Source organism: Paraburkholderia caribensis (genome assembly GCF_002902945.1).
Classification (GTDB): domain Bacteria; phylum Pseudomonadota; class Gammaproteobacteria; order Burkholderiales; family Burkholderiaceae; genus Paraburkholderia; species Paraburkholderia caribensis.
Window position 1 is genome coordinate 959,816 of record NZ_CP026102.1, and the last position, 13,526, is coordinate 973,341.

Annotated in this window: 13 protein-coding genes; 8 read left to right on the forward strand and 5 right to left on the reverse strand. The window is 64.4% G+C overall.

Annotated elements, in window-relative coordinates; translation table 11 throughout:
* Positions 1 to 247: 247 nt before the first annotated feature.
* Positions 248 to 511 carry a DUF2964 domain-containing protein gene (locus tag C2L66_RS20835; RefSeq protein ID WP_054935199.1) on the forward strand — a complete coding sequence of 88 codons (264 nt, stop codon included), beginning with the start codon at positions 248 to 250 and terminating at the stop codon, positions 509 to 511.
* 306 nt (positions 512 to 817) lie between these two features.
* A complete protein-coding gene (locus C2L66_RS20840) occupies positions 818 to 1,108 on the forward strand; it encodes a DUF1488 family protein (protein WP_007745759.1) in 291 nt (96 codons plus the stop codon).
* Positions 1,109 to 1,982: 874 nt separating this feature from the next.
* Here C2L66_RS20840 and C2L66_RS20845 read toward each other — a convergent pair.
* The 3 genes from C2L66_RS20845 to C2L66_RS20855 are packed head-to-tail and all read right to left on the reverse strand — an operon-like array spanning position 1,983 to position 5,984.
* Positions 1,983 to 4,199, reverse strand: coding sequence for a xanthine dehydrogenase family protein molybdopterin-binding subunit (locus tag C2L66_RS20845; protein ID WP_060603284.1), 2,217 nt, complete (start codon positions 4,197 to 4,199; stop codon positions 1,983 to 1,985).
* Entirely contained in the window at positions 4,196 to 5,188 is a 993-nt protein-coding gene (locus C2L66_RS20850; protein ID WP_060603281.1) for an FAD binding domain-containing protein, read from the reverse strand. Before C2L66_RS20850 ends, C2L66_RS20845 begins: the two co-directional genes overlap by 4 nt.
* 13 nt (positions 5,189 to 5,201) lie before the next feature.
* On the reverse strand, positions 5,202 to 5,984 hold the full coding sequence (locus tag C2L66_RS20855) for a 2Fe-2S iron-sulfur cluster-binding protein (protein ID WP_060603278.1): 783 nt from the start codon (positions 5,982 to 5,984) through the stop codon (positions 5,202 to 5,204).
* 87 nt (positions 5,985 to 6,071) lie between these two features.
* Between C2L66_RS20855 and C2L66_RS42155 the strand changes: the two genes are divergently transcribed.
* Positions 6,072 to 6,206 carry a hypothetical protein gene (locus C2L66_RS42155; RefSeq protein WP_257722143.1) on the forward strand — a complete coding sequence of 45 codons (135 nt, stop codon included), beginning with the start codon at positions 6,072 to 6,074 and terminating at the stop codon, positions 6,204 to 6,206.
* Positions 6,207 to 6,393: 187 nt separating this feature from the next.
* Here the strand turns inward: C2L66_RS42155 and C2L66_RS20860 are convergent, their stop codons facing one another.
* Positions 6,394 to 7,686: an aspartate carbamoyltransferase gene (locus C2L66_RS20860; RefSeq protein WP_060603275.1), complete on the reverse strand. Its 1,293-nt coding sequence runs from the start codon at positions 7,684 to 7,686 to the stop codon at positions 6,394 to 6,396.
* 95 nt (positions 7,687 to 7,781) lie between these two features.
* Here C2L66_RS20860 and C2L66_RS40730 point away from each other — a divergent pair, with 95 nt between their 5' ends.
* From C2L66_RS40730 to C2L66_RS20880, 5 genes are all read left to right on the forward strand, one after another.
* The gene (locus tag C2L66_RS40730) at positions 7,782 to 7,964 is read left to right on the forward strand and encodes a hypothetical protein (RefSeq protein ID WP_148654590.1); all 183 of its coding nucleotides are present in this window, start codon (positions 7,782 to 7,784) and stop codon (positions 7,962 to 7,964) included.
* A 127-nt stretch (positions 7,965 to 8,091) separates the two neighbouring features.
* Positions 8,092 to 8,961 carry a 4-hydroxy-tetrahydrodipicolinate synthase gene (gene dapA / locus C2L66_RS20865; RefSeq protein WP_060603273.1) on the forward strand — a complete coding sequence of 290 codons (870 nt, stop codon included), beginning with the start codon at positions 8,092 to 8,094 and terminating at the stop codon, positions 8,959 to 8,961.
* A gap of 322 nt (positions 8,962 to 9,283) precedes the next feature.
* Entirely contained in the window at positions 9,284 to 10,414 is a 1,131-nt protein-coding gene (locus C2L66_RS20870; RefSeq protein WP_060606820.1) for a peptidoglycan DD-metalloendopeptidase family protein, read from the forward strand.
* Positions 10,407 to 10,796, forward strand: a complete 390-nt coding sequence (locus tag C2L66_RS20875) for a hypothetical protein (RefSeq protein WP_060603269.1) — start codon at positions 10,407 to 10,409, stop codon at positions 10,794 to 10,796. Before C2L66_RS20870 ends, C2L66_RS20875 begins: the two co-directional genes overlap by 8 nt.
* Positions 10,797 to 10,833: 37 nt before the next feature.
* Positions 10,834 to 11,280 carry a bactofilin family protein gene (locus tag C2L66_RS20880; RefSeq protein WP_060603267.1) on the forward strand — a complete coding sequence of 149 codons (447 nt, stop codon included), beginning with the start codon at positions 10,834 to 10,836 and terminating at the stop codon, positions 11,278 to 11,280.
* A 21-nt stretch (positions 11,281 to 11,301) separates the two neighbouring features.
* Here C2L66_RS20880 and C2L66_RS20885 read toward each other — a convergent pair whose 3' ends face one another.
* Positions 11,302 to 13,371 (reverse strand): putative bifunctional diguanylate cyclase/phosphodiesterase, encoded by a 2,070-nt coding sequence (locus C2L66_RS20885; RefSeq protein ID WP_060603266.1) that lies wholly within the window; start codon positions 13,369 to 13,371, stop codon positions 11,302 to 11,304.
* Between the last annotated feature and the right edge of the window lie 155 nt (positions 13,372 to 13,526).

The following is a 13,526-nucleotide window of genomic DNA, read 5'->3' on the forward strand; positions in this document are numbered from 1 at the left end:
CGTCGCTTTTGCACTGCAGCACCGCATGCCTGATGAAAGCTGCGCAGTGAGGCTGCGCCAGCCGGGGAGGCCGCCGGTCTATGCCGACTCATGCCGGTCCATATTACAGGAGGACGCGCGGCGCGTGTTCCGCTTGCCTTCTGGCACAGAAGTGCAATGATCGTAGACAGGCATGCGTTCGCGCCGCACGCCGCCGCTGGGACCAGGTTAGCTATGTCCCGGACAGCGCCATTTCGAGGAGAACGTCATGGTGCGCCTGGAGTTGAGAGTGGTTCTCGCCACGGTTGCGATCTTCATCGCACTGGGCGGCATTGGACTGTCGATTCACGGTTCGCTGTACTACCTGAATCACGAGATATGGGTGGGTGTGATCGCGATTGCGATCGGCATTGCGGGGTGCGTGACGATGCTGACGCTGTGGCCCCGTGATCTTCCCGGCAAGACACCACCCGAGCATCCTGCCGGCGATGTCGGGCCCGAACATCATCCGCATTTGCCGACCCAGTTCTAGGCACGCACGCGGTTACGCTGCGCTGCGGCATTATCGAGGGTTTTCACGCGGGCAATTGTCCTGGGGCGTGGCGCCCCTGCGCATGCGATTGGTGCCGTTTGCGGTGCATGGCGGCACCATACTGGCGTGTGGCGAAACAAAACTTGCGGCGCGCCGGAAGTCGTCTACAGTGTTGGAATCAACTGCGGGCGCACGCGATAAAGGCGTGTATTCGCGGTTGACAGCCCGCGCTGCGATCCATAACGGAGGCTTGAACAGGGGCACGCGCGGTCCTCGGCGGTGTGTTGTTCGACCAAGGTGTTCCCCATGCAGATCATTTTCCCGAAAGAAGTCCCTGAGTACTCGGGGCGCGAGCTGACTCTGGCGTTTCCGGCTATGGTCGATGGGCAAAGGGTGGAATGCACGATCACCGCTGAGGCTCTCGAGGATCACTTTGGCGCGGCGTCGCCGCGGCTCGAAGACATGATGGGTGCGTTTTCGACGCATCGCGAGAGGATTGAGGCCGCTACGCGGCGGTTGTTGTCCGAGACGCGGGCGCAGTGTGTTGTGCTGCGTAGTGGGTATGTTCGGTTTTATGAGGCTAACTGGCGGAATTAGTGCGCATTTGCGGGGCTAGTTGTGGTGGTGGTGGTTGTTGCCCGTTTGCGCTGGCATCCGCGGTTTGGCTTTGCGCTGGCATCCGCGATTCGCTAGCGTGCTTCACGCGTCGCCCCTGTGCGGGGCGGCACCTACTTTTCTTTGCCGCCGCAAAGAAAAGTAGGCAAAAGAAAGCGGCTCACACCGCCAGCGCTAATTCTTGCCTGAGGGCCCCAAAAGGTTCTTACACTTCAAACGGCGATCACGTGACCCACGTCCGTTGCCAACGCTCTGAATGAGCGCCTCACCCACTTCAAGCACCCGCGTTTCGGCATGCCGCGCCAGCCAGTCCTCCGCCGCCTAGGTGGCAAACTGTGTGTCGGCTTTCGCGCCATACGCGCATCACTCCGGACCGATAGGGCACGCGTTCCACGCGGTAAGAGCGCTACCCTATACGCCGCGACAACCTACACACAGTTTGCCACCTGGGCGGCACATACCATTCGCTGCCGTAAGCCCGAGCATGGGTATTTGAAGCGGGTGAGGCATTCATTCGAAGCGTTGGCAACGGGCCATTAACCTGGGCGCTACCGCGTGAAGTATGGGGACGTTGGGGGCCCGTGGGTAGACGTCAAGGGCTGGCGGTGTGAGCCGCTTTCTTTTGCCTACTTTTCTTTGCGGCGGCAAAGAAAAGTAGGTGCCGCCCCGCACAGGGGCGACGCGTGAAGTGAGCTAACAAATCGCGGATGCCAGCGCAAAGCCAAATCGCGGATGCCAGCAAAAGCAAAGGCCAACACACCGAACGCCGAAGCCCGAAGCCCGAAGCCCGAAACCCGAAACCCGAAACCCGAAACAGACCCCGCCCCCAAGCCCCGCGCACCGCGGCAAAAAAAAATCAAACCATAACCACCTTATCAAGCGTAATAGGCAAGTCCCTGACCCGCACGCCGGTAGCGTGATAAACCGCATTCCCAATAGCCGCCACCACGCCAGTAATCCCAATTTCCCCAATCCCCCGAGACCCAAGCGAATTAATAAAAGGATCAGGCTCATCGAGCACAAGCACATCCAGCGCCCCAACATCCGCATTCACAGGCACGTGGTACTCAGCAAGATTGGCGTTGATAAAACGCCCATACTGCTTATCGAGCGTCGTCGCCTCTTCGAGCGCGGCACCGATTCCCCAAACAAGCCCACCCATCAATTGACTGCGCGCAGTCTTCACATTGAGCATCCGCCCAACGTTATAAACGCCGGTGAGCCTGGCCACTCGAATCGACCCAAGATCTGCATCGACATGGACCTCGGCGAACACAGCACCCCAGGAATGAAACGAGTAACGCTGCTTCTCGTCGCCGGGCTTCGTGCTGGTCGTCGCTTCGATCGGCTGCCCGCCGGCGCGCGCAAGAACCGCGGCTATCGGATCGCGCTTCGAAGGATCGGCACGGCTCGTGACCCAACCGTTCTGCACGACGACATCTTCCGGCGTCACGCCGAACACGGGCGAGCCACGATCGGCCAGCGCCATTGCCACCAGCTTGCCGCGCGCCTGATCGCACGCATCGCGCACGGCGGGCGACACGCTCGCGACCGACTGCGAGCCGCCCGAGACAGGCGCCTTCGGCAGCGACGAATCACCGAGACCAAAGCGGATGTTCTCCGGCGCAATGCCGAGCGCGTCCGACGCGACCTGCGTCATCACCGTGTACGTGCCCGTGCCGAGGTCCTGCGTGCCGGAAACCACCATCGCCGTGCCGTCCGGCAGAATGCGCGCAAGCGCCGCCGCTTCGCTGCGATTGGCAGGATACGTCGCCGTCCCCATCCCAAGTCCGATCAGCGTGTTGCCGTCGCGCATCGAACGCGGCTGCGGCTTGCGACGCGACCACCCAAAACGTTCCGCGCCCACGCTATAGCACTGGCGCAAGGCCTTGCTCGACCACGGCCGGTTTTCCTGCGGGTCGTTCTCCGCATAGTTCTTCAGGCGCAGCGCGACAGGGTCCATCTTCAACTCATACGACAGTTCGTCCATCGCCGTTTCGAGCGCCCATGAACCCGTCGTTTCGCCCGGCGCGCGCATGAAGGTCGGCGTGCCGACGTTCAACTGCACGAGACGATGCGTCGTCACCTGGTTCGGTACCGCGTACATCATCCGCGTGACCATGCAGCAGGTCTCCGTCCAGTCTTCGATCACCGACGTGTTCGAGAAGCTGTCGTGCCGCATCGCGGTCAACGTGCCGTCGCGCTTCGCGGCGATCACCATGCGCTGCTCGGTGAACGGCCGCCCGCCGACGGAGCCGAACATCTGCGGACGCTCCAGCGCGAGACGCACGGGCCGCCCCGTCTGTTTCGCGGCCATCGCGCACAGCACCACGTGCGACCACGCCGAGCCCTTGCAGCCAAAGCCGCCGCCGACGAACGGCGAGATCACGCGCACGTCGTCGGGCGACATACCCAGCGTCTTCGCGACGGAGGTGCGCGTGCCCGTTACGCCTTGCGTCGAATCGTAGAGCGTCAGTTGCGGGCCGTCCCATACGGCCATCGTCGCGTGCGGCTCCATCGGGTTGTGATGCTCCATCGGCGTCGTGTAGACGGCGTCGACGCGCACCACGCCCGCCGCCAGCCCCGCGTCGTAATCGCCGCGCGAGGTGTCGGTCTGACGGCCTTGCGGCTTGTCGGGCGCATGGGCGCTGGACTTGGCCTGCGCGAAATCGAGCGCCGCCGGTTGGGCCGCATAGGTGATGCGCAACTGCCGCGCGGCATCAGTTGCATGTTCGAGCGTATCCGCGACCACCACGGCGATCGGCTCGTTGCTGTAATGGACCTGGTTGTCCTGCAACAGCGACAGATGCCGTCCCGCCGGCGGCGAGAGCGCGGGCCGTCCGCCGTTCGGCAGGCGCGGCGCATTCTGGTATGTCATCACGAGCAGCACGCCCGGCAACGCCGACGCACGGCTCGTGTCGATCGACGCAATCGCGCCTTTTGCAATCGTGCTCGTCACCAGCACGCCATGCGCCAGACGCGCTTCGGGAAACTCGGCCGCGTAGCGTGCTTCGCCCGTCACCTTCAGCAAGCCGTCCGTGCGATCGAGCGGATGTCCGATCATCGTATTCATGCGACACCTCCCGCCGCCTGGTTCACCGCGCGCACGATCGCGTTCTGCGCGAGCCGCACCTTGAACGCGTTGTCATGCAGCGGCTTCGCGTCGTTCAGTGCCGTGGCGGCGGCGTTTTTCAATGTGGCGCTATCGAGCGGCTTGCCCGCGATCATCTGCTCGGCTGCCGTCGCGCGCCATGGCTTGTGCGCGACGCCGCCCAACGCGATACGCGCGCTGCGGACGTGGTTGCCGTCCATCTGCAGCGCGGCCGCGACGGACACCAGCGCGAACGCATAGCTCGCGCGGTCGCGCACCTTCAGGTAATACGCGTGCTCGCTAAAGAGGGGCGGCGGCAGATCGACGGACGTGATGAGTTCGCCGGGACGCAGCGTGGTGTCGAGATCGGCGCGCTCGCCCGGCAACCGGTGAAACTCGCCGAACGCGATCACGCGCTCGCCTTGCGGGCCGCTCACGCGCACGTTCGCATCGAGTGCGGCGAGCGCGACGCTCATGTCGGAAGGATTCACGGCGATGCATTGCGTGCTCGCGCCGAGAATCGCATGCGTTCTGTTGTGGCCGTTGATCGCGGCGCAGCCGCTGCCTGGCTCGCGCTTGTTGCAGGCGGTGAAGGCGGTGTCGTAGAAGTACGGGCAGCGCGTGCGCTGCATCAGGTTGCCGCCCACCGTGGCCATATTGCGCAGTTGCGCCGATGCGCCCGCGAGCAGCGCCTGCGACAGCAGCGGATAACGCGCGCGCACCAGCGCATGATTCGCGGCGTCGCTATTGCGTACCAGCGCGCCGATGCGCAGGCCGCCGTCCGGCAGCGTCGATACGCTATCGAGACCTTGTATGCGCGTGATGTCGACGAGTCTGACGGGCCGCGTCACGCCGCCTTTCATCAGATCGAGCAGATTGGTGCCGCCGCCGATGAACATCGTGCCCGGCTGCTGCGCGGCGCGCACGGCACTGGTGATATCGGCGGCGCGTTCGTAGGAGATGGCATCCATGATGGTCTCCCCGTTACGCGACGTCGCTCGTCTTGATGACGAACGTCGAGTACGTGTAGTCGGTGCCGCTGCCGACCGTGCCGCGATGCGCGGACTGCACGGCCGCGACGATATTCACGTACGCGCCGCAGCGACAGATGTTGCCGCTCATGCGCTCGCGGATTTCTTCATCCGTCAGTTGCGGCGGACGGCGTCGCACGTCTGCGGTGACCGTGCTGGCCGTGCCGGCGTCGAATTCCGTGAGCAAGGCCGTCGCCGAACAGATTTGCCCCGGCGTACAGTAACCGCACTGGAACGCATCCTGTTCGATGAACGCGCGTTGCACCGGGTTCAGCGTGCCGTTGCTCGCGAGTCCTTCGATCGTCGTGATCGCTTCGCCTTCGTGCATCACGGCGAGCGTGAGGCACGCGTTGATGCGGCGTCCATTGGCGAGCACCGTGCAGGCGCCGCACTGTCCGCGATCGCAGCCTTTCTTCGTGCCCGTGAGGCCGGCGTATTCGCGCAGCGCGTCGAGCAGCGTCACGCGCGGCTCGAGTTGCAACGTGTAGTCGCGTCCGTTGATGTTGAGCGTCACGGCGCGCGGCGGCACCGTTGCGCGTGCAACGGGCTGCGCGGCGGCGGGCGTTTGTGTCTGCGCTTGCGCGTAAGGTGCGGTGCCCACTGCGGCCGCGGCCGCGGCGGATTGCAGGAAGCGGCGGCGTGAAGTGCTGGATGGCGAGACGTCATGCTCGTCCTGGCGGGACGCGTGCGCATCGTGTTGCGCGCACGGACCCTGGCAGTCGTTGTGGTGGGACATGATGTTCTGCTTGCTCCTGGAAGTTCGATGCAAGCTCACGCCGCATCGAACCCGAAGCGGGCGCCCGGTGCATGGCAAGCCTTGTCAATGAGCAATTTCGATGCCGCTGGTGCAGAACATCACAATGCGACCGCACGCGCGGCGAACTGCTTTCTCAAACGACTTCACGCCGCACCCGGCGTCGCGCAACGCAAAGATTGCGGCGTGTTTGGGCAGCGTTGAAAGCACGTGTCGATCGTGGCACATCTGCCGTGGCGCAGCGGTGACGGATGGATGGCGCGAAGATGGCGGGGAAATGGCGTGGGCGCCATGCGCCGAACGACGTCGGGCGCGGTGCAAAAACAGAAACGCGCGTCGAACCTCAACGCGCGTTTTACATGAGCCAGCAGCGGCTCAGCCTGTGAGCCAATCAATCGATACCATCAAACACCGCATCGTCGGGCCCGAGATACGCGGGCGGACGCCACGCGGCATCGCGCATCGAGTGTTGAACCAGCTTCTCGACGCCGAGCAGCACCGCGAAGATTGCCATCCGCACGGGAATGCCGTTGTCCGTCTGGCGGAAGATCGCGAGGCGCGAATCGTGGTTCAGGTCGGTGCTCAGGTCGTTCGCGCCGGGGCGACTGTCGCGCGGCAGCGGGTGCATGATCAGCGTGTCCTGGCCGCACACGGTATCGACGAGCGCCTGGTTGATCTGGAAGTCGGGCGTATAGCCTTCGAACGATTCATCCGCGAAGCGCTCCTTCTGGATGCGCGTCGCATAGACGACGTCCGCGCCGCGCAGGCCGTTGGTGAGATCGTGCGTCTGTTCGACCACATGACCGTTGCGCGAAATCTGATCGACGATGTACGCGGGCATTTCCAGCGTAGGCGGCGAAATCAGCGTGAACTTGATGCCGCGATACAGCGCGAGCAGCTTCACGAGCGAATGCACGGTGCGCCCGTACTTCAGGTCGCCGACCAGCGCGATATGGGCGCCGTCGACGATCTTGCCCAGACGCGAGAACTCGCGCTGGATCGTGTACAGGTCGAGCAGCGCCTGGCTGGGGTGCTCGCCGGGGCCGTCGCCGCCGTTGATCACGGGAATGTTGGTGGCGCGCGCGAATTCGGCCACGGAGCCCTGGTCCGGATGGCGGATCACGAGCGCATCGACGTAGCCGGACATCACGCGGCTCGTGTCGTAGATCGACTCGCCCTTGGCCATCGACGAAAACGTGAAGCCCGTCGTGTCGCACACCGAGCCGCCCAGGCGGCAAAACGCCGCGCCGAAGCTGACGCGGGTGCGCGTGCTGGCCTCGAAGAACAGATTGCCGAGCACCGCGCCTTCGAGCACGCGCGAGATTTTCCGGCGGCGCGCGATGGGCTGCATGATGTCGGCGACGCGGAACAGCGCTTCGACGGCGTCGCGCGAGAACTGATCGACGGACAGCAGTTGCGGCTTGCCTTCGAACAGCATCTGGCTCGCCAGTGACTGCGAATCTACGCTCTGCGTATGTTTTTCAGCGGGCGCGCCGTTGACGACGATCTCCGACACGAAGCGCTCGACGATTTCCGGCATCGCGCGCGATTCCTGCGAATCGTCGGGCAGCAGCCACGTATCGAGCGCACGCTTCGACACGCCGATACGTGTCGCGAAGCCGTCGCGGGTGAGGTTCAGACGCCGCATCGCGTCACGGAGAAATGCTTGTTGCGGGACGCTCATGGGCTGCCTCTCTTTTCGTCAGGAGATAGGGTAGATATACGCGATGCGTATATTAATTCGCTGGGCGAGGAAGTCAAGGAATTTCGTGCACCGATGTGTCCGAGCGGCTGGTTTCCCCTGCGCTGGCGAAAACGCGCGGCGGCAAGCGCAGTTTTGCGGTTACACTGCCCGACATGGAAAACGGCTCATTGCTTCGTGATCGTGTGGAAACAGGTACGCCTTTGCGTGCCGTGCCCGCACGCGCCGCTTCCAAAGCCAAAAAACAGTTGCTCATCTGACCGGAGCTGCTGTTCCGTCAGATGTGCGACGGAACAGCCTCGATCAACGGTCCTCGACACCCCCCCGCTTCCGATCCTGCTTCCTCGCCGCTGAACGGTTCCCATACGGTCGCCTTCGAGGAAAGTCATGTCCAATTTTTCGGGTATCTGGATTCCCCTTGTCACGCCGTTTGCCGCCAACGGTGCCGTCGATCACGATGCGTTGCGCCGCCTGATCGGGCTCTACGCCGACGCAGGCGTCGCGGGAGTGGTCGCGCTCGGCACGACGGGGGAACCGTCTTCGCTCGAGCCCGGCGAGCAGGAAGCCGTGCTCGCGACCACGCTCGACGCGGCAGGCGGCGCGCTGCCGGTGATCGCCGGCGTGTCGGGCAACAACCCGCGCGCCGTGCGTGAGCGCGTGTCGCGTCTGAACGCATTGCCGCTCGCGGGTGTGCTGATTTCGGCGCCGTACTATGTGCGGCCGTCGCAAGCGGGCATCGCCGCACACTTCACGATGCTGGCCGACGCAAGCGAGCATCCCGTCGTGATGTACGACATTCCCGCGCGCACCGGCGTGCGCATCGAACTGCAGACGCTGCTTTCGCTTGCCGCGCACCCGCGCATTCAGGCGATCAAGGACTGCGCGGGATCGCTCGACACCACGCACGCGCTGATCCTCGACGGCCGTCTGCAGGTGCTCGCCGGCGACGAGATCCGTATCTTCGACACGCTCTGCATGGGCGGCAGCGGCGCGATTTCGGCGTCGGCGCATCTGTGGCCGGAGCGTTTCGTCGCGCTCGATCGCGCGTTGAAGGCGGGGCGTCTCGATGAAGGGCGGGCGCTTTTCCACTCGCTCGTGCCGTTGATCGGCGCGCTGACGGCCGAGCCGAACCCCGCGCCCGTGAAGGCGGCGCTTGCCGTGCAAGGTCTGATCGAAGGAGAAGGCGATTTGCGCGCGCCGATGACGCAAGCAAGCGAAACATTGCGCGAGCGTTTGCAGAAACTGCTTGCCGTCTGACATTCGTTCGACGGTTTGCGATTTCTGTCTACGTCGAACGCGCCGCCTCTCGCGGATCGATGCGGCGGTGCGAGCGCACTGAACCTGATGCGGATATGCGACGAATCCGATGTCGTCCAATTTGAGATGAGGGCCTGGCGGATGGCGTGATAATGCGCGCCACCGTTTTTCCCCATCAACGAGATCTGTTCGTCATCCTGCGTATGCCGGTTCACCGCAACACCGCGCCGCCCGCCGCGCGTACCACGACACGCGCCGCGTGTTGGTCTTTCGCAAGCATGCCGCCGTGCGCCGTCACGGCCGGGACGCGGGGCGGCTGCTGATGTCGCTGATCTGGGGAACCGGCAAGCGCCTGACGAACGGCTCGGTGCGCTTCGTCACGCGGCACACCGCGGTGACCATCGCGACACTCGCCGCCTGCTGCAGTTCGGCGCTGGCGTTGACGGCGGGGATCGTGATCGGGCGCGATCATCCGAAGCGCGACGCGGCCACGCAAGCCAGCGACAGCCGCGTCGCGCGTGACTACACGATTGCGGAACTCGGCAAGCTGAATGCGGCGATCGAGCAGATGGAGCCGCGTCTGACGCAGCTCGCCTCGCAGGTCGCGACGCTGCACGATTTCGAAACCCGTCTGAAGACGATCAAGACCTTGCCGCGCCCGGTGTTCGCGCCGCCTGTGCTGTCTGCGAGCGACGTGCTCGGCGACGACGCGGGCGACGATGTGTCCGACGCCGCGCAGCAGAAGGCGCGGAAGGCTGGGCGGCCGGCGAAGGGTGGCGCGCCCGCCGCTCCGAAGCGCGATGCGGACCACGATGATGGCCCGTCGACCGGGAAACCCGCCGGGCAGCCAAACGACAAGGCCAGCGAACCCGCAGCGGAAAGCGCCGAAGGCGGCCCGTCGCTGCCGCCGCGCCGTTGCGACGAATTGCTCGGCCACCCGGCGCGCGACGCAATTGCGCTTCACGAGCACATTGCCTGTCTCGTCACCACGCTGTCGGCGCTCGAACAGGAAGCGACGCTGCACGTCGCGAACTGGGCGTCGTTCCCGGGCCGCATGCCCGTCGACGGCGCGCGCTTCGGCTCGCCGTTCGGCAATCGCGTCGATCCGTTCACGCATCACCTGAGCTTTCACCCGGGCGTGGATCTCGTGGCGCCGCCGGGCACGCCGATTCTCGCCGCAGCGGGCGGCCGCGTGATTCACGCGGGACCGCAGGGCGGCTACGGCAATGCCGTCGAAATCGACCACGGCAACGGCCTGATCACGCGCTATGGCCATGCTTCGCGGATCGTCGTGCAGGAGGGCGATCTCGTGCTGCCGCGCCAGCATATCGCCGATGTGGGTTCGACGGGCCGCTCGACGGGCCCGCATCTGCACTTCGAAGTGCTCGTCAACGGCGCGCCCGTCGATCCAACCGACTATCTCGCACTTTTCATGGGGCCGTCTCATGGCTGATTTTCTTCGCTCGGGCGGGCGGCGCGGGCACGGGCATGTCCGTGGGCATGTCGTCACGCAGCGTGCGTATGTGTTGCAGCCCGTGCGCTCGCTGCCGATGCGCATCGGCGTGTGGGCGATGGTTTGCATCGCGTGTGTGTCGGCAGGGGCGGCGGCGATGCGTGGCTATGCGACATACGCGGATTCAGCGGCACCGCCGGCTGTCGTGCCCGCAGCGCACGACGAGTTGCAAGACGCGCTGGCGCGCGCACAGCTCGCGCTGAAGCAGGAAGCGGCGTCGCGCGCGAGCGTGCAGAAATCCGCCGACGCGCTCACCGTCGAAGTGCGCAGGCTCCAGGCGCAAGTGCTGTTTCTCCAGGGCCAAAGCCGTTCGCGCCGCTGAGGCGCGGCGTATTTTCAACTTCATCCCGGTATCGAATATGTTCAGCAAGAAGAAGTCACCCGGCGTCTCCCAGAACAAACTGGCAACCCTCATTGCGCACGACGTATACATCACAGGCGACGTCGAATTCAGCGACGGCCTGCGCATGGATGGCCACGTAAAAGGCAACGTCTCGGGCAAGGCGGGGTGCGAGACGCTGCTGGTGCTGAGCAATCGCGGCTCGATCACGGGCAATGTGTATGGCTACGACGTGATCGTCAACGGCAGGATCACGGGCGACGTCATCGCCGATCACTTCGTCGAGTTGCAGGAGAACGCGCACATCACGGGCAACATCTACTATCAGCAGCTGCGGATGGATGTGGGCGCGTCGGTGGATGGCAAGCTGACGCGGCGCGATGCGGCGCTCACGTCGGCAAGCCCGCATTTCGAGCCCGCGACGTTCGCGCCCGAACAGTCCGGCGCATCGGCCGCAGAACAGTGACGGCCCGGACGGCGGCTCACGTCACGCCGTCGACATGCGCTCCTGAAGCAGATCGCTGAAGGCGTCGGCCGTGAGCGGCTTGCCGAGCAGGAAGCCCTGCATTTCGTCGCATTGCAGGTCCTTGAGCTTGTCGAGTTGCGACGCCGTTTCGACGCCCTCGGCCACCACGTCCATTTCCAGCGAATGCGCGAGCGCGATGATCGCCTGCACGATCGCGCTGCCTTCGTGGCCGTCGGCATCGAGCCCGCTCGTGAAGAAGCGGTCGATTTTCAGCTGCTTCACGCGAAAGCGCTGCAGATAGGCGAGGCTCGAATAGCCCGTGCCGAAGTCGTCGATTGAAATTTCGAAGCCGCTGCTCTGGAACTCGCGGATCATTTCGGTCGTCTTGGCGGCGTCCTGCATGGCGACCGTCTCGGTGATCTCGAACATGATCTGCATGCAATCGACACCTTCCGCGCGCACGATCTCCAGCATCCTTGCGACCAGATCCGGCTGCGCCATCTGGCGCGGCGACAGATTGATCGCGACTTTCATCGACGGCAGGCCGGCGCTTTCCCAGCGGCGGATCTGGCGGCAGGTCTCGCGCACGACCCAATAGCCGATCTCCACGATCTGCCCGGAGCGCTCGGCGATCGGGATGAAATCCATCGGCGCGAGCACGCCGATCTCGGGGTGATTCAGGCGGATCAAGGCTTCCGCGCCCGCGACCTCGCCGCTGTCGCCGCGGAATTTCGGCTGGAAGTGCAGCGAGAAATAGCCTTTGCCGAGCGCTTCGTGCAGCGCGCCCTGGATCTTCAGCGTGCGCATCGCCGCTTCGTTCATGTGCGCTTCGAAGAAACGATAGGTGCTGCGTCCGCCGCGCTTCGCTTCGTACATCGCGGCGTCGGCATGCTTCAGCAGTTCGTCGACGGAATGGCCGTCCTGCGGATACAGCGCAATGCCGATGCTGGGCATGATCTGCAGCATCTGGCTTTGCGTGCTGATGCCTTCGCGCATCCTTTCGAGGACGGCCTCGGCCATCCGTTCCGCGTCGCGCGGCGCGCTCAGGTTCTCGGCCAGCACGACGAACTCGTCGCCGCCGAGTCGCGCGACGGTGTCGGCGTTGCGCACGCACTGCCGCAGGTGCTGCGCGAACGATTTCAACACTTCGTCGCCGAATGCGTGGCCGAGCGAATCGTTGATCGTCTTGAAGCCGTCGAGGTCCATGAAGAGGATCGCAAAGCCGCGGCGGCTCAGCTTCGATGCGTGGATCGCGTGCTCGATGCGCTCGTTCAGCGTGCGGCGGTTCGGCAGGTCGGTGAGCGTGTCGTAGGTGGCAAGCCGCACGATCTGATTGTTCAGCGACGAAACCGAACCGGCGAGGAAGCTTGTGCGCGCATCGAAGCGCGACAGGATCAGCGTGACGATCAGAATCACGAACGTGAACAGGATAATCGTCGTCGCGAGCCACTGCGCGTTGACACCGCGCGCCGCGCCGCACACCGAGCCGGGCAGGAAGTCGGCGGCGGCCATGCCTGTGTAGTGCATGCCCGTGATCGCGACGCCCATCACGCAGGCCGCGCCGATGCGCTTGAGCAGCACGCCGTGCTGGCTCGAATCGCGCAGCGTGTGGGCGATCCACAGCGCGGCCATCGACGCTGCAATCGCAATCACGACGGAAGCGGTGAACAGGCCGGGGCGATAGTGGATGCCCGGCTGCATCTGCATTGCCGCCATGCCGGTGTAGTGCATGCCCGCGATGCCGAAGCCCATCAGCAGGCCGCCGGTGACGAGGCGCCTGGCGGAGAGCGTCGGGCGCGCCACCTGGACGAGCGCGAAGTACGAGACGATCATCGCGATGATCAGCGAGCAGGCGGTGATCGCGAAATCGTAGCCGAGCGGGATGGGCAGCGAGAAGGCCAGCATCCCGATAAAGTGCATCGACCAGATGCCCGTGCCCATTGCTGCCGCGCCGCCCGCGAGCCAAAGATGGCGCAGGCGGGCGGAGGCCATGGTGGAAATACGTCCGGCCAGGTCGAGCGCCGTGAATGAAGCCAGTGTTGCGACGGCGAGCGACACGACAACCAGACCGAGATGATAAGTGCTCTGCATGTCAGTTCCGTCGCGAGAGGAAGTTCCCTCGACTGGTTAACGGCAGCATGTCTAAAACATTGAGCACTTTCTTAAAAGTTTTATTCGAATGATTTAGTGAAACATTTTGAAAGCGCTTTAGCAGATTTTGAAAGTGATGGGAACCATTTTCGCGG